The sequence below is a fragment of the Pseudomonas sp. 24 E 13 genome (assembly GCF_900004715.1).
GTDB classification, from domain to species: domain Bacteria; phylum Pseudomonadota; class Gammaproteobacteria; order Pseudomonadales; family Pseudomonadaceae; genus Aquipseudomonas; species Aquipseudomonas orientalis_A.
Map to the genome: position 1 here is coordinate 33899 of NZ_CVTO01000099.1, position 24286 is coordinate 58184.

Below are 24286 nucleotides of genomic sequence, written 5' to 3' on the forward strand. Positions count from 1 at the left end.
CGGATTTGAACCGACGACCTTCGGGTTATGAGCCCGACGAGCTACCAGACTGCTCCATCCCGCGTCTGTGTGTCGGCATTCTACAGAGGAACGCGAGTGTGTCAACCCTAAAATCGAACAAAAGCGCTTGTGGTTCAATTGGTTAGCTCTCCAAGGCAGGTGTCGAAAGGGCGCCGAGCCAGTCAGGCCAGGGCTTCCAGCTCTATTGGAAGGTTGAATTCGATTGAGAAAACCAATTCATCTGAGATATTTCCTACCGCTCGGACGGAAGATTCAAACTACTGGTGCTATATACAGGGGTGAATGCGATACTGGCCACCCGTTGATTCACACCCCGTTTATATGACGCAGCGCAAAATCATCCACGTCGACTGTGATTGCTTCTACGCCGCCATCGAGATGCGCGACGACCCGAGCCTGGCGCAAAAGCCCCTGGCTGTCGGTGGCTCGGCGGACCGGCGCGGGGTGATTGCTACGTGCAATTACGAAGCGCGGGCTTACGGGGTGCGCTCGGCGATGTCATCGCGTCACGCATTGAAGCTGTGCCCGGACCTGACGATCGTCAAGCCGCGTATGGATGCCTATAAAGAAGCGTCGAAGGAAATCCAGACGATCTTTCGCGACTACACCGACCTGATCGAGCCGTTGTCGCTGGATGAAGCCTACCTCGACGTCTCCGACAGCCCGCACTTTGGCGGCAGCGCCACGCGCATCGCCCAGGACATTCGCCGGCGTGTGTCCAATCAGTTGCACATCACCGTGTCCGCCGGCGTTGCGCCCAACAAGTTTCTGGCTAAGATCGCCAGCGACTGGAAGAAACCCAACGGCCTGTTTGTGATTACCCCGGACCAGGTCGAAGAGTTCGTCTCGCAGTTGCGGGTGAGTAAATTGCACGGTGTGGGCAAAGTCACTGCCGACAAGCTGGCGCGCCTGGGCATTGAAGATTGCCTGCAACTGCGCGAGTGGAACAAGCTGGCACTGGTGCGCGAATTCGGCAGTTTCGGTGAGCGTCTCTGGAGCCTTGCCCGTGGGATCGATGACCGCGTGGTGCAGAACGACAGCCGGCGGCAATCCATCAGTGTGGAAAATACCTACGATGTGGACTTGCCGGATCTTTCAAGCTGCCTGGCCAAGCTGCCCGAGTTGCTGGAAACCCTGGCGGGGCGCATGGCGCGTATCGACAGCAGCTACCGGGCAGGCAAGCCGTTCGTGAAGGTCAAGTTTCATGACTTTACCCAGACCACTCTGGAGCAGGCCGGGGCAGGGCGGGATCTGGAGAGTTATGAACAGCTGATGACCCAGGCATTTAACCGTGGGGGTAAGCCTGTGCGGTTGCTGGGGATTGGGGTGAGGTTGCTGGATTTGAGCAGCGGTAACGAACAGCTCGAGTTTTCCTGGTAGAACCCAGGGTGCCCCTGTAGGAGCGAGCTTGCTCGCGAAAAACGTCAACGATAACGCGTGTTTCCTGGAAGAACGCGGTGCCTGTGAGTTTTTCGCGAGCAAGCTCGCTCCTACAAAAACAGCCTGGGATCAGCGCGCGCCGGGATCTGCGACGAGTCGCCCCGCATCCTTGGCCAATGCCTGCAAAAACTCCTGCTGCAGTTCCGGATCGTTGCGCGTCAGTTCAATCAGGCTTTGCTCCAGTTCGCTGGCTTCTTCTTCCAGGCCCAGCTCCGAGAGGCGCTTGACCCGGTGCACCCACTGATTGACCTCGTCGTCTTCCAAATCGTCATAGATCAGGCCATGGGCTTCCAGCAATTTGCCGCGCAGGGTGTTGCTGACCGCCAGGGTCGAATCCGTGTGCACATCGTCCTGGCCGTCTTCCACGCTGATTTTCAAGGTGGTGATGCGGTTCAGGTCCTGCTCGGCAAACGGACTGTCCAACAGGTTCAGGCGCAGCACGCCGTCGCGGTCGGTGGTCAGTTCATGGGTTTGTTTGCCGGCGGTGACCTGTACCGGGCGTTCGCTCCAGGGCAGGCTCGAATATTCCAGGCGCTTGTCACGCTGCACTTCATCGATAGCCGCGAGGTTCTGCTGCGCACGACCGTGAGATTGCACGTTCATGAACGGGTTGATGCCGTCCACGCCGTAGCTCAGCCAATCGCGCGTCATGCTCGCAGGCAGGTTGCCGAGGGCGAAGATATTCGCCACATTGGCGCCCGCGCCGGCCACCAACGCAACGGCACCCAGTGGCATCTCATAGAGTTTGCGCCACGGCTGGTAGGGCGTGTAGCGGTCGTAGCGCCGTGTGACTTCGAATTCGGTGACCTCGAACGTCTTCTGCTCGTGAATCCGAACCCGGCGTTGCGGCAGTTCCAGCACTTTGGGCTCGCCGACATCGATCTGCAGGCTGTGGTCGAGCAACTTTCGCTCGACCCGCTCCTCGTGCTCACTGCGTTGCGACATCTGGTTGGCGCAGCCGCTGACCAGCAGGGCGCCGCACAAGGCGGCGCCCCCCAGGGCTCTGGTGTTTCGCTTGAACATGACTTCTCTTGATCTGGTTTTCAGCGACGAATACGCGCCTGAAGGAAAGACAGCACGTCAGCCACCGGCAACGGTTGGGCTTCGGCTTCGGTCCGGCTCTTGTATTCCAGATTGCCATCGGCCAGGCCGCGGTCACTGACCACGATCCGGTGCGGGATGCCAATCAGCTCCATGTCGGCGAACTTGATGCCCGGGCTGGTTTTCTTGTCCCGGTCATCGAGCAGCACTTCAAAACCGGCGGCCGTCAGTTCGGCATACAGTTTGTCGGTGGCTTCGCGTACTTGCTCGGTTTCATAGCGCAACGGCACCAGCGCCACCTGGAACGGCGCCAGGGCGTCGCTCCAGATGATGCCTTTCTCGTCGTTGTTCTGCTCGATGGCGGCGGCGACCACACGGGAAACGCCAATGCCGTAGCAGCCCATGTCCAGGGTGATCGGCTTGCCGTTCTCGCCCAGCACTTCGCACTTCATCGCCTTGCTGTACTTGTTGCCCAGCTGGAAGATGTGCCCGACTTCGATGCCGCGCTTGATCTCCAGGGTGCCCTTGCCATCCGGGCTTGGGTCGCCGGCCACGACGTTACGCAGGTCGGCCACGGTCGGCACCGGCAGGTCGCGCTCCCAGTTCACACCGAAGTAGTGCTTGTCGTCGATGTTCGCGCCGATACCGAAGTCGCTCATCAGCTCGACCGAACGGTCGATGATGATCGGCAGCGGCAGGTTCAGCGGGCCGAGGGAACCGGCGCCGGCGCCAATGGCGTCGCGCAGTTCGGCATCGCTGGCCATGACCAGCGGGCTGGCCACGCCAGGTTGCTGGGCCGCCTTGATTTCGTTGAGCTCGTGGTCGCCACGGATCACCAGGGCGATCAGCTTGCCTTCTTCTTCGGCGTGCACGATCAGGGTCTTGATGGTCTTTTCAATCGGCAGATTGAATTTCTCCACCAGGGCCGCGATGGTCTTGGTGTCCGGGGTATCGACCAGGCGCAGTTCTTCAGCCGGGGCTGGGCGCGAGGTTTCGCGCGGTACGGCTTCGGCTTTTTCGACGTTCGCCGCGTAGTCCGAAACATTGCTGAACGCAATGTCGTCTTCGCCGGATTCGGCCAGCACGTGGAACTCGTGGGAGCCGGCACCGCCGATGGAGCCGTTGTCCGCTTCAACCGGGCGGAATTTCAGGCCCAGGCGCGTGAAGATATTGCAGTAGGCCTGGTGCATGCGGTCGTAGGTCGCCTGCAACGACGCCTGGTCGGCGTGGAACGAATAGGCGTCCTTCATGATGAATTCACGGCCGCGCATCAAGCCGAAGCGTGGGCGTATTTCATCACGGAATTTGGTCTGGATCTGATACAGGTTCAGCGGCAATTGTTTATAGCTGCTCAACTCGTTGCGCATCAGGTCGGTGATGACTTCTTCGTGGGTCGGGCCGGCGCAGAAATCGCGGCCATGACGGTCCTTGAAGCGCAGCAACTCAGGGCCGTACTCTTCCCAACGTCCGGATTCCTGCCACAGTTCAGCCGGTTGGGTGCTCGGCATCAACACTTCCAGAGAGCCGGCGGCGTTCATTTCTTCACGAACGATGGCTTCGACCTTGCGCATCACCTTCAAGCCCATGGGCAGCCAGGTGTACAGGCCCGAGGCCAGTTTGCGGATCATGCCGGCGCGCAGCATCAGCTGATGGCTGATCACAACCGCGTCGGAAGGCGTTTCTTTCTGTGTGGCGAGCAAATATTGACTGGTACGCATGGTAGGCCGTTGTCGGTTGCTTGGACTTGAAATGACTTGGGATTGTACGGGCGGTTGCCGCTGGAGTACAGGCGTGACATTGCCGGGGATCTGACCGGCTATGGAAGTTCCAAATGTGGGAGGGGGCTTGCCCCCGATAGCAATGTGTCAGCTACAAGATACTCGGCTGTTCCACCGCAATCGGGGGCAAGCCCCCTCCCACATTTCAGTCTTCTGCAGGGGGATTCAACCGGGCGCGCCGGTTTTCCTGGAACCAGTGCAGCGCAATCAGGAACAGCGTCGGCACTCCCATCAGGCAGGTGATCATGAAGAAGTTGTGATAGCCGAACTTCTCCACCATCACCCCCGAATACCCGCCGATCAGGCGCGGCAGCAACAGCATGATCGAGCTGAGCAGGGCGTATTGGGTGGCGGAGAACTTGAGGTTGGTCAGGCTCGACAGGTAAGCGACGAACGCCGATGTGGCCAGGCCCGAGCTGAAGTTATCCAGGGAAATGGTGACGATCAGCATCTGCAGGTCGGGGCCCATGTCGGCGAGCATCACGAACAACAGATTGGTGCCGGCCGAGGCCACGCCGCCGATGAACAGGATCGGCAGGATCCCGAACCGTACGATCAACAGGCCACCCATGCCGGCGCCGACCAGGGTCATGATCAGGCCGAAGATCTTGCTGACTCCGGCGATCTGGTCCTTGGTAAAACCCTGGTCGATATAGAACACGTTGGCCATCACGCCCATGACCGTATCGGACATGCGGTAGGTGGCGATCAAGCCGAGCAGCAGCAACGCTTGCCAGCGGTAGCGCAGGATGAAGTCGTTGACCGGCGTCAGCACCGGCGCCAGGCCACGTCGGCCCATGGCGGAGAGACACATTGCAGTCAGCAGGATATAGAGGATGGCGCGCAGGAACGCGCGGTCTTCCATCAGCAATTCCCACAGGCTCACGCCCTGGAACAGCACGCTGGCGAAGTCAGTGTTGTACAGCTGGGTAAACATCGCCGGCACCGACACCAGCAGCACGATCAGCACGAACACCGACACCAGCTGATGCGCGAAGCTGTAGCGCCCGGCCTGCAACTGGGTGCGCAGCGGTACGTTGGGTTCGCGCATGAACAGCGTGGTGAGCAGCGCCGGGACCATCAGCACGCCGAACAGCACATAGGTGCCGGTCCAGGCCGAATGTTTATAGTTGAAACCGGTGGAACCGAAGCCCTCGGCGAAGAACAGCGCACCGGCCGTGGCGAGCAGGGCGGCGATGCGATAACCGGACATATAACTGGCGGCCAGGGCCGCCTGGCGGCTGTCGTCGGCGATTTCCAGGCGATAGGCATCGACGGCGATGTCCTGGGTGGCCGACGCGAAGGCCACGACGACGGCAATGGCGATCAGCCAGGACAAGTGTTTTTGCGGGTCACAAAAGCCCATGCCGATCAATCCGAGGATCACCAGCGATTGGGCGAGCACCAGCCAGGAACGTCGGCGCCCGAGTTTTCCGAGCAATGGCAGGCGCCATTGGTCGAGCAGCGGCGACCAGACCCATTTGAAGGCGTAGGCCAGCCCGATCAGGCTTGCATAACCGATGGTCTCGCGGGCAACGCCGGCTTCGCGCAGCCACACCGACAGCGTCGAGAACACCAACATATAAGGCAGGCCGGCAGCGAAACCGAGCAACAACAGCACTAACGTCGAGGGGCTGGCATAGGCGGCGAGCGCGGCGCGCCAGGTTTTACGGGGCATGGGCTGGAGTCTGCCTCAGATTTGCGGAAACAAAGCGCGCACTCTAACCGCTGTGCTCTACCGGACGCCAGCCATGGCGCTGAATATCAACACGATTGTTCAGGATAGTGACGCCTTCGCTGCGTAAACGCGCACGTTGCTCGTCACCGGATGCACTGCCCGGCGGCAGACTTATCCGACCACCGGCACCCAGCACACGGTGCCAGGGCAATCGGGTATCGGCGGGAAGCTGGCTCAAGGTGCGCCCGACCCAGCGCGCGGCGCGGCCCAGGCCTGCCAGGTGCGCCAACTCGCCATAACTGACCACGCAACCTGACGGTACTTGCGCCAGCGTCAGGTAAAGCGCGGTGCGGCGCATTTCGGCGGGGCTTTGCGGGGTGTCGGCGGGTTCATTCACTGTGAGGCTATCCGTTTGGAACGTCGGTGTTTTGTAAGAAACGTCTGTAAACTTGCCGTTGAGAATTGAACTCAATATAAATAGTTGAGTCAGTTCAGGCTATCTAACACGATAGCGTCTTCTTTTCGCCAACCCCGAGCCCCGTATCCGCTTATGTTGTCCAGAACCCTGCTGTGCCTTGCTGTCCTCAGTGCTTCCACGCCCTTGCTCGCCGATACCGTCTGGTTGAAGAACGGTGACCGCCTGACCGGCAAGATCAAAGTCTTCGACGGCGGCAAGCTGCTGATCCAGACCAGCTACGGCGGGGCGATCCCGGTGGACTGGAAGCAGGTGAAAACCCTGGAGAGTGATCAGGAGTTGCTGGTCAAGCAGGACGCCTATGACGGTGAAAAGGCCAAGTCCCTCAAGCCTGCAGAGGATGGCAAAGTCGTGCTGGCCAATGGCGAAGCGCCCAAGACCGTGGAGTTGGCCAGCATTCAGCAGATCCTCAAGCCCAAGCCGGTGATCGAAGACCTGGTCTGGAAGGGCAACGTCGACCTGGCGCTGGACTACAAGCGCGCCGACAAAGACACCAACGACTACGACATCGACTTCAAGACCTCGGCCCGTCACGGCCAGTGGCGCCACACGGGCAAGGGCGAATATAACCGCGAGTTCCAGGACGACGTCACCACCACCGACAACTGGGCCCTGGAATACGACCTCGACCGCTTCTTCACCGAGCACTGGTTCTGGCAGGGCCGCCTGACCTACAAGCGCGACAAGGTCGAAGACCTGGCACGCCAACGCACCGTCGGTACGGGCCCTGGTTATCAGTTCTGGGACGATGAACTGGGCGCGTTCTCCCTGGGCTCGCTGGTCAACCGCACCGATTACGAATATGCCGATGGCGGCAAGGACAACTTCTACTCCCTGGCCATGAAGTGGAACTACAACCGCTACCTGGTGGGCAAGACCGTCGAGTTCTTCACCAACGGCGAGGTGGGCAAGCCGCTGGACGGTCCGGCCGAGTATTCCCTGGATGCCGAGATGGGCCTGCGCTACAAAGTCACCGAATGGGCGTCGCTCAATCTCAAGGCTGAGCGCGATGTCATCAGCGGCGACTCCGACAGCAGCTTGAGCAAGACCCGCTACACCGCAGGCTTTGGCGTGGCCTGGTAAAGCGGCATCGAGCACGCTGGCAACCTGCGCGGATATTGATTACCTTGTGTTGAGATCCATTCCCATATGCCATGGGCGGCGGGACAACCCAGGAGTCATACATTGAGCGCGCACGTTGCCAGGAACGCCCGAGAGCTGTTGCTCAAGGAATACCGTGGGGCCTTGGCCACACTGTCCAAAGCCATGCCCGGTTTTCCCTTCGGTTCGGTCGTGCCGTACTGCCTCGACGAACACGGCCAGCCGCTGATCCTGATCAGTCGCATCGCCCAGCACACGCACAATTTGCAGAAGGACCCCAAGTGTTCGTTGCTGGTCGGGGAGCGCGAAGCCGACGATGTGCAGGCCGTCGGGCGCCTGACCTACCTGGCTGAAGCCCACAAGCTGGAAGACGCCGCCGCCATCGAAGCCGCCGCCGAGCGCTACTACCGCTACTTCCCTGACTCGGCCAATTACCACCAGGCCCACGATTTCGATTTCTGGGTGCTCAAGCCGGTGCGCCACCGTTATATCGGTGGGTTTGGCGCGATCCACTGGGTCGATCAACTGACCCTGGCCAATCCGTTCGCGGGCAAGGCTGAGCGCAGCATGATCGAACACATGAACAGCGATCACGCCAAGGCCATCGCCCACTACGTCGACCTCGCCGGTTTGCCGACGACCGAGCCTGCGCAATTGGCCGGTATCGACAGCGAAGGCATGCACCTGCGCATTGGCCAGTCCCTGCACTGGCTGCCGTTTGCCGAGTCTTGCAACACGCCGACACAAGTACGCGAAGCCCTGGTTTCATTGGCTCACGCGCAGACCTGGCCGAAAAAATCAGACATTAGCGCTTGAATTCACGAAAAGGCGACGTCATCTAGGGTGAACTAGCAAGGCATTCTTGCGTTGAGGAACCATTTGATGCGCCCTTTTTTGTTGCTTTTTCTATTGTTCCCGGTGCTGGAGCTGTTCGTATTCGTTCAAGTCAGCGGTGCGATCGGATTTTTCCCGGCACTGTTACTGATCATTCTCGGCTCGATGCTCGGCGTCCTGGTGCTGCGCGTCGCCGGCCTGGCGACGGCCCTGCGCGCCCGTGAAAGCCTGAACCGCGGTGAGCTGCCCGCCCAGACCATGCTCGAAGGCCTGATGATGGCCCTGGCCGGTGGCCTGTTGATCCTGCCGGGCTTTATCAGCGACGTGGTCGGTGTGGTGATGCTGCTGCCGGTTACGCGCAAACTGCTGGCCGGCAAGATGCGCCAGCGTGCCGAAGAAGCGGCCGTGCGCCAGCGCGCATTTGCCGACGACCTGCAACCCCGTGGCGGCCCGGCCCCGCGCCAGCCTCTGGGGCGAGAAGGTGATGTGATCGAAGGCGAATTCGAACACCGCGACAGTAAATAACCGCTTCACCGGCACGGCATCTTCGGGTGCCGTGTTGCATTCTTCCCTGAGCAAAACACAAAAAAAATCATTCGCTGCCCCTTGTAATAAGCCTGGCCGCCCTTATGTAACGGTCACCGCAAGGTTTCTGGTGGTGACACTAGACAGACTTCCGCGGTTCGCCCTGCGAGCCGCGACCGGCACCGCCGGAATTTAACCCGCCGGAATTGATACCGGCCGATGAAACATACAATTAGGAGAGATCGACAATGAGCAAGCTTCGTCCTCTGCACGACCGCGTCGTCATCCGTCGCAGCGAAGAAGAAAAGAAAACCGCCGGTGGGATCGTCCTGCCAGGTTCGGCTGCTGAAAAAGCCAACCACGGCGTGATCGTCGCTGCTGGCCCAGGCAAGACCCTGGAAAACGGTGAAGTACGTGCGCTGGCCGTGAAAGTGGGTGACAAGGTTGTTTTCGGCCCTTACTCCGGCAGCAACACTGTGAAAGTCGACGGCGAAGACCTGCTGGTAATGGCTGAGAACGAAATTCTCGCTGTACTGGAAGGCTGATTCCCCGCTCATTTTCCCGTTACTACAAAGTATTTAAGGAATATCGATCATGGCTGCTAAAGAAGTTAAATTCGGCGATTCCGCCCGCAAGAAAATGCTCACCGGTGTCAACGTCCTGGCTGATGCAGTAAAAGCGACCCTGGGCCCGAAAGGCCGTAACGTGATCATCGAGAAGAGCTTCGGCGCTCCGACCATCACCAAGGACGGCGTTTCCGTAGCCAAGGAAATCGAGCTCGAAGACCGTTTCGAAAACATGGGCGCGCAGCTGGTCAAAGACGTTGCCTCCCGTGCCAACGATGACGCCGGCGACGGCACCACCACTGCGACCGTGCTGGCCCAGGCCATCGTCAACGAAGGCTACAAAGCCGTCGCTGCCGGCATGAACCCGATGGACCTCAAGCGCGGCATCGACAAGGCGACCATCGCCATCGTTGCCGAGCTGAAAAACCTGTCCAAGCCATGCGCTGACACCAAGGCTATCGCTCAGGTAGGCACCATCTCCGCCAACTCCGACAGCTCCATCGGCGACATCATTGCCGAAGCCATGGAAAAAGTCGGTAAAGAAGGCGTGATCACCGTTGAAGAAGGCTCGGGCCTGGAAAACGAACTGTCGGTTGTAGAAGGCATGCAGTTCGACCGTGGCTACCTGTCCCCGTACTTCGTCAACAAGCCGGACACCATGGTTGCCGAGCTGGACAGCCCGCTGATCCTGCTGGTCGACAAAAAGATCTCCAACATCCGCGAAATGCTGCCAGTGCTGGAAGCCGTCGCCAAAGCCGGCCGCCCACTGCTGATCGTTTCCGAAGACGTTGAAGGCGAAGCCCTGGCGACCCTGGTTGTGAACAACATGCGTGGCATCGTCAAAGTCGCAGCCGTCAAGGCTCCAGGCTTCGGCGACCGTCGCAAGGCCATGCTGCAGGACATCGCCGTATTGACCGGCGGTACCGTCATCTCCGAAGAGATCGGCCTGAGCCTGGAAAGCGCCACCCTGGAAAACCTGGGTAGCGCCAAGCGCGTGACCATCTCCAAGGAAAACACCATCATCGTTGACGGTGCTGGCGTTGAAGGCGACATCGAATCGCGTATCGCCCAGATCCGCGCCCAGGTGGCCGAGACTTCCTCGGACTACGACCGTGAAAAACTGCAAGAGCGTCTGGCCAAGCTGTCCGGCGGCGTTGCAGTGATCAAGGTTGGCGCCGGTTCCGAAGTTGAAATGAAAGAGAAGAAGGCCCGCGTTGAAGACGCCCTGCACGCAACCCGTGCAGCCGTTGAAGAAGGCGTGGTACCTGGCGGTGGCGTTGCGCTGATCCGTGCTCTGGAAGCCCTGACCAATCTGACCGGCGACAATGCTGACCAGAACGTCGGTATCGCTGTACTGCGCCGTGCCGTTGAAGCACCGCTGCGCCAGATCGCTGCCAACTCCGGCGACGAGCCAAGCGTTGTGGTCAACGAAGTCAAGAACGGCAAGGGTAACTACGGTTACAACGCTGCGACTGGCGTCTACGGCGACATGATCGAAATGGGCATCCTGGATCCAACCAAGGTGACTCGTTCCGCGCTGCAGGCAGCTGCTTCCATCGGCGGTCTGATCCTGACCACCGAAGCGGCCATCGCCGACAAGCCAAAGGCTGAAGGCGCAGGCGGCGGCGGTATGCCAGACATGGGCGGCATGGGTGGCATGGGCGGCATGATGTAAGCCAGCCTTACCCGGCTACTGAAAAACCCCGCCTGCAGTGATGCAGGCGGGGTTTTTTATGGCGCCGGTTTTATCATTCAGCCCATGGCACGCCGTCGCAGCAGCTTCTTGAGTATCATCCCCCGCGCGAACATCAACGGCGCGCGCAGCACATAGGCCATGGTGCCCTGCGCAGCAGCTTCAGACAGTGGCTGATATTCAGACAGGTGCGTGGGCTTTTTCTGAAGCGCCGGGCTGGGCCGCTCCCAATGCCCGGACATGACGACCATGCCCGGCAGCTTGAGGGTATTGGCATAATAATCATGGGACCTCAACGAGCGGCGTTGCAGGTTGTCCCAGATGTTATTCAACCAAGGCGGATTATCAGGGCTGATCATCGCGCTGACGCCCGGTGCGGCGATGAACACTGGATCGTCAGGGGCTTCGTCAAGCGGTCTGCCATCTACCCGGTAGCCGCTGTTGAACGCCGCCGGTGGCGTCACCGCAGTCATGGCAGGAGAGCAACGGGGTAAAACCGCGCCCGTCACGAGGCACAGCGACAGCATCAGGGCAAGCGCGGATTTCTTGGTGAAACACATGAAAGGGCTCTCCGACCTGGTTCAGGCGCAGAGGTTACAAGCTATCGCAAAGCTCTACTGTCACCGGCTGTAACGCCCCGGTCATTGAGGGCGCAGCGGCAGGACCAGGCTCACGCGTGCGCCGCCCAGCGGGCTGCGAGTCACTGACAGTTCACCACGCAGCCACTGGGTGGCGCGTTTTGCCAGCGCAAGACCGAGGCCGAAGCCGCCGGGTTCATCGCCGCCCATGGCCAGCCGGACAAAGGGTTCGAAGATTTTTTCGCGGTTCTCCGCGACCACGCCCGGGCCGTCATCGTCGACATGCAGTACCAGATGATGCGGGTCATGGTACGCCGCACTGACACGCACCTGATCGCGAGCGTAGGTGACGGCATTGCTCAACAGGTTGCGCACAATCAGATGCAACAAGGCGCGGTCACCGATCAGCTCCAGGTGCAATGGCTCGATTTCCAGGCTCAGCCGACGATGGTGCCCGTCAAGCAGGGCAAACTCCTGATGCAACCAGTCACGGATGGGGATCGGCTCATAGTGCAGGTCGCTCGGTGCGCCGGCCATCCGCGCAAAGGCCAGGCTGGCGCGAACCAGGGCCTCGAGTTCCTCGACATCAATTTGCAGGCGTTTCTCCAGGCGGTTGCGTGTGGCGGCGTCTTCACTCTTGCCGAGCAAGGTCAAGGCGAAGCGCATGCGCGCCAGTGGCGTGCGCAGTTCGTGGGACACGGCCTGGGAGACTTCGCGATGGCGCTCGCCCATGGCGGTGATGTGTTGCGCATGTTGTTGCAGGGTGTGCAGCAACGGCGTCCATTCCTTGCCCATGGCCGGCAGCAGGGCATTGGGCGTATGGGCCAGTTCACCCAGGCAGCCATTGAGCGTATCAAGGTCGAGGCTGCGCTGGCGGCGTGTGCGTAGGCTGATCCAGAGCAGCAGCACTAAAGGCAGGGCGGCGACGCAGGCCGTCACCCAATATACCGGAAATGTCAGCAGGTCCTTGACCTCGGCGGTGCCCCATAGCGGGCCGAATTGGATGGCTGTTTCGTCGTCGAAGGGGAAGTAAGTCATGTCTTCATCGCTGTTTTGCGCGGGTTGCTGATGCTTCAACATGATCAACGCTTCCGGTGGCATCTCGACATCCTTCAGCTTTATCAGGGCCACCGGGTATTGGAAGCGTTCGCGCAGCGTCTGCATGCGCGCCTCGCGTTGATCGGCAGGCAAGGTTTTGAGTTGTTCCGCCACCAGGTAGCCTGGCCCCGCCATCAAGCGCAAAAAGCTGTACTCACCCACATACACGGCGGTATTGGCACACAGCCATAACAGATAAAAGGTCAAGCCGGCCCAGCCTGCTCCGGCCACCAGTGCCATCCAGGGTTTGAATTTACTCGACATGTCGACCGCCCTGAGGAATTTCGACAAACAGATAGCCTTGTGCGGTGATGGTTTGGATAGTCACGGGGCACGCCAGGCTCATGAGCTTTTTACGCAAGCGCGAAACACGCATATCGACAGAGCGATTGAGCCCGTCGTACTCCAGGCCGCGCAGGCTTTGAAGCAGTTTCTCCCGTGTGAGCAACACGCCGCTGTGCCGGGCGAAAATCGCGAGCAGTTCGAACTCGGCGACCGAGAACTGCAAGGGCTGCTCGTCGAGCCAGGCGAAATGGCTATTGAGCTCCAGCCGAAAGCTGTGCCATTGGTAAAACGCCCGTGGCGCCTGCGGGTGGCGGCGCAGTAGCGAGCGGATTCTGGCCAGCAGCAGCAGCGGGTCGACCGGCTTGACCACATAGTCGTCCGCCCCGGCATTGAACCCGGTCAATTGCTCGGCGTTTTCATCCAGCGAGGTCATCATCAGGATCAAGCCGCAATACTGCGCGCGGATCTGCCGGCACAGGGAGAAGCCGTCAAGGCCGGGCAACATCACGTCCAGAATCAATAATGCGGGCTGCTCGTCGACAATGCGTTGCGCCGCGCGGTCACCACGGTGTTCCACCGCAACGGTAAAACCTTCCGCACGCAGGAACTCGGCCGTCAATGCGGCCAATGGGCGATCATCTTCGATCAACAGGAGAGTGTCGGACATGAGCGGGCGTCGTTGCAGGAAAGGACGCAAGTGTTACGCCCTTGCCTGGCGTCAGGCAAGGGCTGCGTAGGGCCGTCAGCGTGTGCTGATGGTCGGTGTCGTGTCCTTGGGCGCTTTCCAGCTCAGCAGTTGCTGCTTGTACCCATAACTGGCCGCTTGGTAGTAGGTGATCGCCCGTTGGATCAACGGGTCGTCGCTGCCGACGCGCAGTTCCTGGCTCTCGCCCAGCGCCTGGTCATGGCGACGCAGGCCCTTGCGGGGGCTGAGGATGGCGAGGTTGGTGCCGTCAAACAGACCCAGATGTTGGTAATTGCCGAGCACTACGCGCGGTGGCAGCGGGTTGTCCTGCAACAGATTGCGGCCGAAGAAGGTCGATTCGTAGCTCAGGTTGATCAATCCCAGCAGTGTGGGCGCCAGGTCGATCTGGCTGGCCAGTTGCGCAGTTTCCCGGGCCTCGATCAGCTTCGGCGCATAGATAAACAGGGGGATCTGGTAGTTGGCGATGGGCAGGTCTTCCTTGCCTGCGCTGCCGGCCGTGTGGTCGGCGACGAACACGAAGATGGTGTTATCGAACCATGGCTTCTGGCGCGCAGCGTCGAGGAATTGACCGATGGCGTAATCGGTGTACTTCACCGCGCCGTCGCGGCCGTTGCCGGATTTGATATCGATACGCCCGTCCGGGTAGGTGTAGGGGCGATGGTTGGAGGTGGTCATCAACTGCAACAGGAACGGCTGCTGCCGGGCGTAATCGGCATCGGCCAGGTTCAGGGTTTGTCGGTAGAGATCTTCGTCGGCCATGCCCCAGGCGTTTTTAAACGAAATTTGCGACTCGGGCACGCTGCTCTGGTCCACCACGCGATAACCGTTGCCACTGAAAAACGCGTTCATGTTGTCGAAGTAACCGCGTCCGCCGTAGACAAACACGCTGTCGTAGCCAACGGCGCCGAGCTGCTGCCCCAGGCTGGCGAAACCGCTTTCGCGGCCGATGCGCTTGACGATAGAGCGCCCGGGCGTAGGTGGAATCGCCAGGGTAATGGCCTCCAGGCCACGGTCGGTACGGGTGCCGGTGGCGTAGAAGTTATTGAAGTACAGGCTCTGTTGGCGCAGCGCATCGAGGTTGGGCGTGAGATTGCGCTCGTCACCGTTGCTGCCCATGTATTTGGCACTGAAGCTTTCGATGGTGACCAGCACGATATTGGGTTTGCGCAGCGTGCCGGGGTGGGTGATAGCGCGACGGATATCGAGTGGGTCCTGGCCGATGAAGCGCGCGTTGGGTTCACTGAGTTCGGCGCGCAATTGCTTGGCGACAACCTCAGTTGGCAGGCTTTTGTAGAACTGGGTGTAGTCCAGTTCGTTGTTACGAAATGCGGCAAAGAACTGATAGGGACCATTGCTGGCCAGTTCGTTGTTGTAGGCGTTGCCGCCCTGGGTGCGCGGGTGGTCCTGGCTGATCAATTGCAGGCTGATGCCGGCGACTGCCAGCAAGGCCAGGGCATTGACCAGGCGGCCACGCATTGCCGGTAACGGCGCGGCCATCGCGGCGTTGAAGGGCCTGCGCAGGACCACGCTCAGGATCAGTGCGAGCATTGCCAGCAGACTGAGCAGCTTGCCGATCGGGTAGGACTCCAGCAGGTTGTTCAAGACCTCGTCGGAGTACACCAGGTAATCAACGGCGATGAAGTTGAAGCGCACGCCGAACTCATCCCAGAACAGCCATTCAGCCACCGCAGTGAACAGCATCGCAAACAGGCTTGCGCTGAAGAGCACTTGCAGGAACCAGCGATGCCCACGGCGACGCCACAGCGCGGGTGGGCACAGCAACACGTACAGCCCCAGCGGCAATGCCGCATAAGTCAGGAACCCCAGGTCGTAGAGCAAACCCACGCCAAATACCGGCAGCAGGTTGCCGCCGACTTCATCCAGGTGAGTCACCAGCAGCACGCTGCGGGTGAGCAGGAAAATAACCAGCCAGGTACCGGTTACCAACAACAGATAGCGCATAGGCGCTGTTTTGGGGAATCCCATGTGCAACTTCCTTTTATCGATGGGCGCGATGTTCACGCTGACGCTGTCGTCAGTGTGTGAAGCGATAGTGAAAAACTCGTTCAGCTGGCTAATCAGTTGAAAACCTTTATCGACCGGCCCGGCAGGCCTATCCCTGAACTGCACTTGGCCTTAAGCTGCGCGAGCCAACACGGCTGTTACCGCGTACGGAGCACTGCCCATGCGAATTTTATTGGTTGAAGACAACCGCGATATTCTGGCCAATCTGGCCGATTACCTAGGGCTCAAAGGCTACACGGTGGATTGTGCCCAGGACGGCCTGTCGGGCCTGCACCTGGCGGCTACCGAGCATTACGACTTGATCGTGCTCGACATCATGCTGCCGGGCATCGATGGCTACACCCTGTGCAAACGCCTGCGCGAAGATGCACGCCGCGACACACCGGTGATCATGTTGACCGCCCGTGACCAGTTGGACGACCGGCTGCAGGGCTTCAAGTCCGGCGCCGATGACTACCTGCTCAAGCCGTTCGCCTTGTCGGAGCTGGCCGCTCGCATCGAAGCGGTGCTGCGCCGTGCCCAGGGGGGCGGGCGTCGTGCCCTGCAAGTGGGCGACCTCAATTATGACCTGGATACGCTGGAGGTGACCCGGGAAGGGCGCCTGCTCAAACTCAACCCGGTCGGCCTGAAGTTGCTGGCGGTGTTGATGCAGAAAAGCCCCCACGTATTGCGTCGGGAAATCCTCGAAGAAGCCTTGTGGGGCGATGATTGCCCGGACAGCGACAGCCTGCGCAGCCACGTCCACCAATTGCGCCAAGTGATCGACAAACCTTTCGCCAAGCCGTTGCTGCAAACGGTACACGGTGTGGGTTATCGCCTGGCCGAGGGCCGTGATGGAGTTTAAGCAAAGCCTTGCCCAACGGATCATCATCGCCTTTGCCTTGATGAGTGCGTTGGTCGCGGGGGCCTTCGCCATGGGCATTGTCGCGACCGTGCACCTGGTGGAAGAGAAGTTGATTTCAGCGGGCCTGGGCGGCGACCTGCAACGTCTGCTGTTGATGGACAGCATGGAAGACTGGCGACATCGGCCTGAGCCTGACCAGTTGTTCTATTTCAGCGGCGGCCCCGGCGATTTCGAGTTGCCCAAGGATTTGCGGCATCTGGACCCGGGCTTTCATGAAGTATTTCGCGAGTCGCTGTCCTACCACGCCATGGTCGAAGTGATCGACGGCCGACGTTACGTGCTGCTGCAGGACCAAAGCGATTTCGAAGAGCGCGAGCGTGTGCTGTTTGCCGTGGTGCTGGTGGGTTTCGTACTCAGCCTGGCACTGGCGGTGTTCCTGGGTTGGGTGCTGGCGCGCAAGGTGATGGCGCCGGTGGTGCGCCTGGCCCGCCAGGTGCGCCATCGCGACCAGTTGCTGGGGCTTGCGCCACCGTTGGCACCGGACTACGCGGCCGACGAAGTGGGCGAATTGGCCGTGGCGTTCGACGCCACCCTGGGCCGCTTGCGCCAGGCGCTGTCTCGCGAACAGTTGTTTACCAGCGATGTCAGCCATGAATTGCGTACACCCTTGATGGTGTTGGCCAGTTCCTGCGAGTTGCTGCTGGAGAATCCGGCCATCGATCAACGCGGGCGCAACCAGGTCCAGCGCATCGCCCGGGCCTGTGAAGAGATGCGCGAACTGGTGCAGACCTTCCTGATGCTGGCCCGCGCCAAGCATGACGATGCCGCCATGTCGGCCCAGGTGAATCTGACCCAGGTTGCCGAGGACCTGCTCGGTATCTGGCGCGGGCCCATCGAGCAAAAGGGCCTTGAGTTGATCTACTGCCCCGGCGACCCGCTGGATACACGCTACAACACGACGTTCCTGCATGCGGTGATGGGCAATCTGTTGCGCAATGCACTGCATTACACCGAGCAAGGGTTTATCCGCCTGACCCTGGAACCGAGCGGCTTTGTGGTGGAGGACACGGGTGTGGGCATCCCGGAAGACAAGCGTGAAGCGATGTTCGAGCCGTTCGTGCGTGGCAGCGAGAAGCGCGGCGAGGGTCTGGGGCTGGGCTTGTCGCTGGTGCAGCGTATCTGTGAGAGCCAGGGCTGGAGCGTGACCCTGAGCACCATGGAGCCCAACGGCTGCCGTTTTCATGTCGAACTGGGTCAAGTCAAAACCTGACCGAACAGTCTGTCATTTTGCTGCTGCACGACGCCTGCTTTTCGGCGAAGATGGCCCCATGCTACTGAATGTTTCTGTAAAGTCTTGAAATGTATGGGATTGGACAGGACAAGTTTTTCACAACGAGTTGACCTGTTGATCACAGTTCGCTGCTTAGGGTGTAGGCATCAGTTACCGGAGACGTAAGATGCCTTCCCCGATCAAGTTGGAATTCTCAGAAAAGTACGACGATCAACACGCGCGGCAATATTTGCTCAAGCACCAGGACAATCTGGCTCGCCGGTTGTCCCACAAGCGCGATGAGCAACTGGCGCGCGGTGCGCTGGCCATGGCCGGTGAACCGGGCCTGGTGCTGGACCTGCCGTGTGGTGCCGGGCGCTTTTGGCCATTGCTGGCCGAGAAACCCAATCGTGTGATCATCGGGGCCGACAATTCGGCGTCGATGTTGAAGGTCGCCACGGTGGCCCAACCGGCAGAAGTCGTCAAACGGGTACGCCCTTTGCAGATATCTGCCTTTGATATCGATTTGCCAGATAACTCGGTCGACAGTATTTTCTGCATGCGCTTGATGCACCACATCGGTGACCCGGCGCACAGGATGACAATACTTCGGGAGTTTCAGCGGGTTAGCCGTGACAGCGTGATTATCTCGCTGTGGGTCGATGGCAATTTCAAGGCCTGGAAACGCAGGCGCGCCGAGGTACGGCGTCGTAAGAAAGGTGAGCAGGAAGGTTACCAAAACCGGTTTGTGTTACCGGCTGCTACTGTCGAGGCAGAATTCGAGCAGGCCGGTTTCCGGGTTCAGGAATCCCTGGACTTCATGCCGCTCTACGCCATGTGGCGAGTCTATGTATTGCGCAAGAGGTAACAGGATGGCAGTTGAGTGCGTAGTCGGCAGTCATATAGCTCCCGAAGAACGATTTGATTTTTTCTGGCGTCAGCAGGGCGAGTGGGTGGAAGAACCCAATCGTCGGCGTGGCGGTGAAAGTGGCGTACAGCGGGTGATCAGTCCCAATGGGCGATTGCTCTATTGCAAACGCCAGACTGGCCATATCTACCGCAGTTGGTTGCATCCGTTTGGACGTCCGACCGTGCTGCGCGAGCGTGATGCCCTCAAGGGCCTGCGCCTGCTGGATGTACGCGTGCCGGAGTTGGTGTTCTGCGAGGCGCGACGCGACCCGCAGCATCAGTGGAAAGCGTTGCTGGTCACCGCGTCGCTGGACGGTTTCGACGAGATCGAAAACTGGTACGCCGCGGGTGGCCGTGAGCAATACGGCGAGGCGGTCCACGAGCGCTTGCTCGAGGAATTGGCCGGCACCCTGGCGCGCATGCACAAAGGCCGCTGGCAGCACGGTTGCCTGTATATCAAGCACATCTTCGTTCGGGTAACGGGCGAGGGCGATGGGGTGAACGTTGAAGTGGCGCTGCTGGACTTTGAAAAATGCCGCCAGCGTTTGACCGCTTATCGGGCCGCCTCCCATGACATGCTGCAATTGCGCCGCCATTCGTCGTGGAACGATACCGACTGGAAAAAACTCAGCTACTTTTACGAGACGGCGTTTGGCAGCGCTATCAAGGGTTTAACCAGATGAAGCTAGAAATAGCACGAGGTTTGTTCCTGGTCGGGGCGTTGGCGGTTACGGCCCTGGCCCTGGCGGCATGGGAACAGCCTCGCACACAGGTACTCAGTGCGACGCAAGGCGGCGGGCAATGCCTGCTGCCACGTGTGGCCAAGGTCAGTGTGGCGGCCAAACCCGATCATGAGTTGCTGTTATTCATGTTCGGGATGTCTCAAGCGATGAGGCCGCAGAGTTGAAACGATTAAAACCCGCAAAAGGCCTCGCAGTGCGAGGCCTTTTTTTGTGCGCTATCGGGTCAGATGATCGTTCCCTCGCTCCGCGTGGGAATGCATCCCGTGACGCTCCGCGTCACCATTACGAAAGTGCCGGATTTTGTGCTGAAAGCAAAACGCGGAGCGTCCACGGCGGCATTCCCACGCAGAGCGTGGGAACGATCATGTGGTGCCCTGTTTCAGGACTAGGCAGCGCTATCGGGTCAGTGCCCTGGCTGTGTTGTCCGCTTTGGTCAGCGTCGTATACACCGTGGGCAGGACGAATAGGGTAAACAGGGTGCCGATCGACATGCCGGTGGCGATCACCATGCCGATATCGAACCGACTGACCGAGCCCGCGCCGCTGGAGAAAATCAGCGGTACGACGCCCATTACGGTGGCCAGCGTGGTCATCAGAATCGGCCGCAGACGGGTCGCGGCAGCTTGTTCGACCGCAGCCCGCGCGGACAGGCCTTGTTGCTTGCGCAGTTGATTGGCGAACTCGACGATCAGGATGCCGTGTTTGCTGATCAGGCCGATTAACGTGACCAGGCCGATCTGCGTGTAGATATTCAGGGTGGACCAACCCAGAAACAGCGCGATCAATGCGCCGCACACCGACAGCGGCACGGTCAGCAGTATTACCAGTGAATCACGCAGGCTTTCAAACTGCGCCGCCAGCACCAGGCCGATGATGGCCAGTGCCAGGCCGAACGTGCCCCATAGCGCATTGCCCTCCTGCACGAACTGGCGCGTAGCGTTGCTGTAATCGAAGCTGTAATCCGCTGGCGCCTCGTCCTGGGCAATGGTTTGCAAGGTCTGCAATGCGTCGCTCATGCCGACAATCGGAAAGGCCGACACGGTGACCGAATTGAGTTGCTGGAACTGATTCAACCGCTGGGGACGAACCTGCGGGCTGGAGACGGTGATCAGCGTCGACAAGGGCAGCAATTGGCCCTTGGCGTTCTTTACCGCGTACTGGCTCAGCCATTGGGGGTTGTCCCGGTAGTTGCGCTCGACCTGGGCTATCACTTTGTAGAGATGCCCGTCGATGCTGAACCGGTTGATTTGCGCCTCAGCCAGAAGGGTGGTGAGGGTCAGGTCCAGGTCCTCCATGGATACGCCCATCTGGGCGGCCTTGGTCCTGTCAATGTCGACCATGACTTCCGGGCGGTCGAAGGCCAGGTCGATATCCACATAGGCAAACTTCCCCGAGTCGATCGCTCGTTGCTTGATGCGCTCGGCCACGTTCATCATCGAACTGTGGTCCTGCTGGGAACTGATGACAAAGCCGAAGGGCAGCCCTTCACCGGTCCCCGGCAGGGAGGGCAAATTGAATGCGAAGACTTGCAGGCCGGGGTTGCTGTCGAGTTTTTCACGTACGTCTGTCAGGACTTGCATTTGTGTGCGCTCACGTTCCTCCCAGGGTTTGAGCAGGAAGCCGCCGACGCCTGAATGTAATCCGTCCAGGCCGTTGATCTGGAAGGATGAATGATATTCGGGCACGGTGTTGAACGGTTCGATAAAGTCCTGGGTGTAGCGATTCAGGTAGGCCAGGTTCGTTGCCTGGGGCGCGCTGGACAGGATGAAAATCAGGCCTTTGTCCTCGTCGGGCGCCAATTCCGAGAGGGTGAACGTGAGCATGGCGGGTATCAGGCAGAGCACGAGCGCGGCGAAAACCAATACCACCGACCGCGCTCGCATGATCTGGCGCAGGCGCCGTCGATAGCGTTTTTTCAGGGCATTGAAAAAACGCTCCAGAGCCAGCGACAGGCCCGTTGGATGTTCTTCAGGCCGCAGTAAAATGGCGCACATCATCGGTGACAGCGTCAACGCCACGATCCCGGAAATCACCACAGCGCCGGCCAGGGTCAGGGCAAACTCCTTGAACAGCGCCCCGGTCAAACCCTGCATGAAGCCGATAGGCGCAAAGACCGCAGCCAGCGTGATGGTCATGGACACCACCGGAACGCATACCTCTCTTGCCCCCTTGATGGCGGCCTCAAGTGGAGATTTGCCTTTTTCGATGTGCCGGTGGATGTTTTCCATCATCACGATGGCGTCGTCGACCACCAGGCCGATAGCCAGGACCATGGCCAGCAGCGTCAGCACGTTGATGGAATAGCCCAGCAGTTGCATGAGGAACAAAGTGCCAAGCAGCGACAGTGGAATGGTGATGACGGGAATGATCACTGAGCGCAACGAACCCAGGAACAAAAACACCACCAACACCACAATCAGCAAGGCTTCCGTCAGGCTGGACAGCACCTGTTCGATCGAAGCGTTGATATACAGCGTCGAATCGTAGGCGATATCCGAGTGCAGGTCGGGTGGCGCCTGCGCCTGCAATTGGGGCATCAGTTCGCGAACACGCTTGCCCAACTCCAGGGGGTTGGCATCGGGTGTGGCTTGAATGCTGATATAGACCGCCGGGGTGCCATTGAAGGTGCTGAAACTGTCGTAGTTTTGCGAGCCCAGCTCAACGCGCGCCACGTCCCCCAGGCGCACCTGGTTGTCGCCCTCGGTTTTCACTGGAATGGCGCTGAACCCCTCGACCGATTGGAGTTCGGTGTGGGTGGTCGCGCTGGTGACGACATATTCGCCGGTAAGGTCCCCCGCGACAGGTTGTACGTTGTAGCGTTTGATTGCCTGGGTTATGTCACTGGCGCCCAGACCAAACCCGGCGAGTTTTATCGGGTCGAGCCACAGGCGCATGGCGAAGCTCTGGCTGCCGATAATCTGCGCTTGCGCCATGCCCGGCAGTGTCACCAACCGAGGCTGGACCACCCGCTGCAGATAGTCGGTGATCTGCGCGTTGTTCATGGTTTTGCTGGAAAAGCTCAGGTACATCAGCGCGGTACTGTCCACTGCAACTTTGCTCAATACCGGATCTTCGATGCCGCTGGGCAACTGGTTCCTGACTTCATTGGACTTGGCCAGCAGTTCGGTGAACAGGCGGTCGCTGTCGGCGCCGACCCGACTGTAGATGGAGATGAACGAAATATTCTGACGGCTGGACGAGGTCATATAGTCGATGCCTTGTGCGCTGGCCAGGCTCTGTTGCAAGGGCTGGGTGACGTAACTCTGGATGGTTTGCGCACTCAGTCCCGGTGCGACCGTGGTGACCGTAACCAGTGCGTTTTCCATCTGTGGAAACTGGCGCAGTTGCAGTTTTTCGTAGGCCTGGCATCCAAGCAGCACGATCAGCAGGCTGACGACCACGGCCAGCACCGGGCGACGAATGAACAGGTCGGTGAAGGTCATTGCGCACCCTCCTGATGAGGCATCGGCAGCGTCCCCTCCGGCTGGCTTCGGTCGATACTGATACGCACAGGAGTGCCGTGTTTGAGTTTGAGCTGGCCGGCAGTGACCACCTGTTCGCCCTTGTGCAGCCCCTTGGAAACCACCACCAGGCCATTGCGCCGTTCGCCTGTTTCGACCAGGCGCTGCTCGGCGATCAGTTGCGGCGTATCGCCGGCATCGGAGGCGTGCGGCTCGCCGTGGTTACTGGGTGTTATTACGAAAATGTACTGTCCATAAGGACTGAAGGCGATCGCACTTTCCTGGATCACGGTGTGTGCAGTCGGTTCGTCCAGCAGCACCCGCAGATGGGCGAACATTCCCGGCAACAGCTCATCGCGCGGGTTGGGCAGCGTTGCGCGCACCAACACGTTTCGCGTGCTGTCATCGACGAGCGGGTTGATGGCACTCACCTTGGCGAGGCTGAAGATGCCGGGGCGTGCCGAGATTTCAACCTGAACCGACTGCCCCTTCCTGATCAGTTGAACGGCTTGCTCGGGCACATAAAAGTCAACGTAAAGCTGGCGTGTGTCCTGCAGACTGGCGATAACCTGGGTACTTTGCAGGTAATCGCCCGCATTGACCTGGCCAATGCCAATGGTGCCGGTGAAGGGCGCGACGATGCGCTTTTTTTCCAGCGCCGCAGTACGCTGTGCCACCACGGCGGTGTTGCGATTGAGTTCAGCGCCGAGCCGGTCGAACTCGCCTTTGGAGATGGCGCTGATTTCCACCAGTTTGCGGCCGCGCTCAAAGTTCTGAAGGGCCAGGCGCTGGTCGGCCTTTGCCACGTCCAATTCGGCCTGCTCGGTCTGGTACTCAAGCTGCAGCAGGGGCTGCCCGGCCTCGACCCTTTGCCCTGACTCAAAGTGCAGCTGTGTCACAACACCGGGCACCTCAACCCTCAGATCGATACCTTGCAATGCCTTGAGCGTGCCCGCCGCCGGCATCTGGCGCTGCCAGGGTATTTCAAAGGCATTGGACGTCGCCACGCTGACCGGTGGCTTTGGCCCATGCAAAAGCTGCAACTGTTGATAAATCCAATGCGCCTTGTAGCCGGCGAGCATCAGGACGACGGACAGAACGAGGCTGAGCATGATAATCATCCGGCGGCCCGGCATGGTCATAGTGGGGGTCCTTGTGAAACCTGTGCAGGTTGAACGAAGCGCGAGCACGCAAGAGCAGGCGGCGCTGCACTGA

Annotated in this window: 21 protein-coding genes and 1 tRNA gene (1 of these 22 only partly in view); 11 read left to right on the top strand and 11 right to left on the bottom strand. The window is 59.9% G+C overall.

The window, feature by feature from the left end:
• Positions 1 to 64: transfer RNA gene (locus BFP90_RS28935), tRNA-Met, on the bottom strand; it reaches 80 nt to the left of the window's first position.
• 278 nt (positions 65 to 342) lie between these two features.
• Here BFP90_RS28935 and dinB point away from each other — a divergent pair.
• Complete coding sequence (gene dinB / locus BFP90_RS07500; protein ID WP_065895127.1) at positions 343 to 1401, top strand: DNA polymerase IV; 1059 nt, start codon at positions 343 to 345, stop codon at positions 1399 to 1401.
• 129 nt (positions 1402 to 1530) lie between these two features.
• On the opposite strand, the gene BFP90_RS07505 is transcribed toward dinB, so the two are convergent.
• From BFP90_RS07505 to BFP90_RS07520, 4 genes are all read right to left on the bottom strand, one after another.
• Positions 1531 to 2484 carry a hypothetical protein gene (locus tag BFP90_RS07505; protein ID WP_065887536.1) on the bottom strand — a complete coding sequence of 318 codons (954 nt, stop codon included), beginning with the start codon at positions 2482 to 2484 and terminating at the stop codon, positions 1531 to 1533.
• Between the two features lie 20 nt (positions 2485 to 2504).
• Entirely contained in the window at positions 2505 to 4220 is a 1716-nt protein-coding gene (locus BFP90_RS07510) for a proline--tRNA ligase (RefSeq protein ID WP_065895125.1), read from the bottom strand.
• A gap of 205 nt (positions 4221 to 4425) precedes the next feature.
• Positions 4426 to 5958: an AmpG family muropeptide MFS transporter gene (locus BFP90_RS07515; RefSeq protein ID WP_065895124.1), complete on the bottom strand. Its 1533-nt coding sequence runs from the start codon at positions 5956 to 5958 to the stop codon at positions 4426 to 4428.
• 43 nt (positions 5959 to 6001) lie between these two features.
• A complete protein-coding gene (locus tag BFP90_RS07520; protein WP_256095237.1) occupies positions 6002 to 6316 on the bottom strand; it encodes an MGMT family protein in 315 nt (104 codons plus the stop codon).
• A 192-nt stretch (positions 6317 to 6508) separates the two neighbouring features.
• On the opposite strand from BFP90_RS07520, the gene BFP90_RS07525 reads away from it, so the two are divergent.
• The 5 genes from BFP90_RS07525 (at position 6509) to groL (ending at position 11134) form a co-directional block, all read left to right on the top strand.
• Positions 6509 to 7516 (top strand): DUF481 domain-containing protein, encoded by a 1008-nt coding sequence (locus BFP90_RS07525; RefSeq protein WP_065895122.1) that lies wholly within the window; start codon positions 6509 to 6511, stop codon positions 7514 to 7516.
• Between the two features lie 102 nt (positions 7517 to 7618).
• Complete coding sequence (locus BFP90_RS07530; RefSeq protein WP_065896368.1) at positions 7619 to 8350, top strand: HugZ family pyridoxamine 5'-phosphate oxidase; 732 nt, start codon at positions 7619 to 7621, stop codon at positions 8348 to 8350.
• Between the two features lie 66 nt (positions 8351 to 8416).
• Positions 8417 to 8893 (top strand): FxsA family protein, encoded by a 477-nt coding sequence (locus BFP90_RS07535; RefSeq protein WP_065896369.1) that lies wholly within the window; start codon positions 8417 to 8419, stop codon positions 8891 to 8893.
• Between the two features lie 248 nt (positions 8894 to 9141).
• Complete coding sequence (gene groES, locus BFP90_RS07540) at positions 9142 to 9438, top strand: co-chaperone GroES (RefSeq protein WP_017846112.1); 297 nt, start codon at positions 9142 to 9144, stop codon at positions 9436 to 9438.
• Between the two features lie 49 nt (positions 9439 to 9487).
• The gene (gene groL / locus BFP90_RS07545) at positions 9488 to 11134 is read left to right on the top strand and encodes a chaperonin GroEL (RefSeq protein ID WP_065887544.1); all 1647 of its coding nucleotides are present in this window, start codon (positions 9488 to 9490) and stop codon (positions 11132 to 11134) included.
• Between the two features lie 77 nt (positions 11135 to 11211).
• Here groL and BFP90_RS07550 read toward each other — a convergent pair whose 3' ends face one another.
• The 4 genes from BFP90_RS07550 to BFP90_RS07565 form a co-directional block, all read right to left on the bottom strand.
• Positions 11212 to 11712, bottom strand: coding sequence for a hypothetical protein (locus tag BFP90_RS07550; protein WP_065896370.1), 501 nt, complete (start codon positions 11710 to 11712; stop codon positions 11212 to 11214).
• A gap of 81 nt (positions 11713 to 11793) precedes the next feature.
• Positions 11794 to 13092, bottom strand: a complete 1299-nt coding sequence (locus tag BFP90_RS07555) for a sensor histidine kinase (protein WP_065896371.1) — start codon at positions 13090 to 13092, stop codon at positions 11794 to 11796.
• Positions 13082 to 13780 (bottom strand): response regulator transcription factor, encoded by a 699-nt coding sequence (locus BFP90_RS07560; protein WP_065887547.1) that lies wholly within the window; start codon positions 13778 to 13780, stop codon positions 13082 to 13084. The genes BFP90_RS07555 and BFP90_RS07560 overlap by 11 nt, the downstream gene beginning before the upstream one ends.
• Positions 13781 to 13855: 75 nt before the next feature.
• A complete protein-coding gene (locus BFP90_RS07565) occupies positions 13856 to 15805 on the bottom strand; it encodes an LTA synthase family protein (RefSeq protein WP_065896372.1) in 1950 nt (649 codons plus the stop codon).
• Between the two features lie 199 nt (positions 15806 to 16004).
• On the opposite strand from BFP90_RS07565, the gene colR reads away from it, so the two are divergent.
• The 5 genes from colR (at position 16005) to BFP90_RS07590 (ending at position 19774) form a co-directional block, all read left to right on the top strand.
• Complete coding sequence (gene colR / locus BFP90_RS07570) at positions 16005 to 16688, top strand: two-component system response regulator ColR (RefSeq protein ID WP_003208587.1); 684 nt, start codon at positions 16005 to 16007, stop codon at positions 16686 to 16688.
• Positions 16678 to 17958: a sensor histidine kinase gene (locus BFP90_RS07575; RefSeq protein WP_065895116.1), complete on the top strand. Its 1281-nt coding sequence runs from the start codon at positions 16678 to 16680 to the stop codon at positions 17956 to 17958. Before colR ends, BFP90_RS07575 begins: the two co-directional genes overlap by 11 nt.
• 187 nt (positions 17959 to 18145) lie before the next feature.
• Entirely contained in the window at positions 18146 to 18826 is a 681-nt protein-coding gene (locus BFP90_RS07580) for a class I SAM-dependent methyltransferase (protein ID WP_065896373.1), read from the top strand.
• 4 nt (positions 18827 to 18830) lie between these two features.
• Positions 18831 to 19550, top strand: a complete 720-nt coding sequence (locus BFP90_RS07585; RefSeq protein ID WP_065887551.1) for a lipopolysaccharide kinase InaA family protein — start codon at positions 18831 to 18833, stop codon at positions 19548 to 19550.
• The gene (locus BFP90_RS07590; RefSeq protein WP_065887552.1) at positions 19547 to 19774 is read left to right on the top strand and encodes a hypothetical protein; all 228 of its coding nucleotides are present in this window, start codon (positions 19547 to 19549) and stop codon (positions 19772 to 19774) included. The genes BFP90_RS07585 and BFP90_RS07590 overlap by 4 nt, the downstream gene beginning before the upstream one ends.
• Positions 19775 to 20005: 231 nt before the next feature.
• Here BFP90_RS07590 and BFP90_RS07595 read toward each other — a convergent pair whose 3' ends face one another.
• Both BFP90_RS07595 and BFP90_RS07600 read right to left on the bottom strand, forming a co-directional pair.
• Positions 20006 to 23053 (bottom strand): multidrug efflux RND transporter permease subunit, encoded by a 3048-nt coding sequence (locus BFP90_RS07595; RefSeq protein WP_065896374.1) that lies wholly within the window; start codon positions 23051 to 23053, stop codon positions 20006 to 20008.
• Positions 23050 to 24207 (bottom strand): efflux RND transporter periplasmic adaptor subunit, encoded by a 1158-nt coding sequence (locus BFP90_RS07600; protein WP_065896448.1) that lies wholly within the window; start codon positions 24205 to 24207, stop codon positions 23050 to 23052. The genes BFP90_RS07595 and BFP90_RS07600 overlap by 4 nt, the downstream gene beginning before the upstream one ends.
• Positions 24208 to 24286 lie beyond the last annotated feature (79 nt).

What these genes read in the sequence shown, in the direction of transcription:
- BFP90_RS07550 (WP_065896370.1), bottom strand. Translation starts at nt 11,712, where the DNA reads ATGTGTTTCACCAAGAAATCCGCGCTTGCCCTGATGCTGTCGCTGTGC.
- BFP90_RS07565 (WP_065896372.1), bottom strand. Translation starts at nt 15,805, where the DNA reads ATGGGATTCCCCAAAACAGCGCCTATGCGCTATCTGTTGTTGGTAACC.
- colR (WP_003208587.1), top strand. Translation starts at nt 16,005, where the DNA reads ATGCGAATTTTATTGGTTGAAGACAACCGCGATATTCTGGCCAATCTG.
- BFP90_RS07535 (WP_065896369.1), top strand. Translation starts at nt 8,417, where the DNA reads ATGCGCCCTTTTTTGTTGCTTTTTCTATTGTTCCCGGTGCTGGAGCTG.
- BFP90_RS07575 (WP_065895116.1), top strand. Translation starts at nt 16,678, where the DNA reads ATGGAGTTTAAGCAAAGCCTTGCCCAACGGATCATCATCGCCTTTGCC.
- BFP90_RS07555 (WP_065896371.1), bottom strand. Translation starts at nt 13,092, where the DNA reads ATGTCGAGTAAATTCAAACCCTGGATGGCACTGGTGGCCGGAGCAGGC.
- BFP90_RS07515 (WP_065895124.1), bottom strand. Translation starts at nt 5,958, where the DNA reads ATGCCCCGTAAAACCTGGCGCGCCGCGCTCGCCGCCTATGCCAGCCCC.
- BFP90_RS07505 (WP_065887536.1), bottom strand. Translation starts at nt 2,484, where the DNA reads ATGTTCAAGCGAAACACCAGAGCCCTGGGGGGCGCCGCCTTGTGCGGC.
- BFP90_RS07520 (WP_256095237.1), bottom strand. Translation starts at nt 6,316, where the DNA reads ATGCGCCGCACCGCGCTTTACCTGACGCTGGCGCAAGTACCGTCAGGT.
- BFP90_RS07510 (WP_065895125.1), bottom strand. Translation starts at nt 4,220, where the DNA reads ATGCGTACCAGTCAATATTTGCTCGCCACACAGAAAGAAACGCCTTCC.
- BFP90_RS07595 (WP_065896374.1), bottom strand. Translation starts at nt 23,053, where the DNA reads ATGACCTTCACCGACCTGTTCATTCGTCGCCCGGTGCTGGCCGTGGTC.
- BFP90_RS07560 (WP_065887547.1), bottom strand. Translation starts at nt 13,780, where the DNA reads ATGTCCGACACTCTCCTGTTGATCGAAGATGATCGCCCATTGGCCGCA.
- BFP90_RS07585 (WP_065887551.1), top strand. Translation starts at nt 18,831, where the DNA reads ATGGCAGTTGAGTGCGTAGTCGGCAGTCATATAGCTCCCGAAGAACGA.
- dinB (WP_065895127.1), top strand. Translation starts at nt 343, where the DNA reads ATGACGCAGCGCAAAATCATCCACGTCGACTGTGATTGCTTCTACGCC.
- BFP90_RS07580 (WP_065896373.1), top strand. Translation starts at nt 18,146, where the DNA reads ATGCCTTCCCCGATCAAGTTGGAATTCTCAGAAAAGTACGACGATCAA.
- BFP90_RS07590 (WP_065887552.1), top strand. Translation starts at nt 19,547, where the DNA reads ATGAAGCTAGAAATAGCACGAGGTTTGTTCCTGGTCGGGGCGTTGGCG.
- BFP90_RS07525 (WP_065895122.1), top strand. Translation starts at nt 6,509, where the DNA reads ATGTTGTCCAGAACCCTGCTGTGCCTTGCTGTCCTCAGTGCTTCCACG.
- groES (WP_017846112.1), top strand. Translation starts at nt 9,142, where the DNA reads ATGAGCAAGCTTCGTCCTCTGCACGACCGCGTCGTCATCCGTCGCAGC.
- BFP90_RS07600 (WP_065896448.1), bottom strand. Translation starts at nt 24,207, where the DNA reads ATGCCGGGCCGCCGGATGATTATCATGCTCAGCCTCGTTCTGTCCGTC.
- groL (WP_065887544.1), top strand. Translation starts at nt 9,488, where the DNA reads ATGGCTGCTAAAGAAGTTAAATTCGGCGATTCCGCCCGCAAGAAAATG.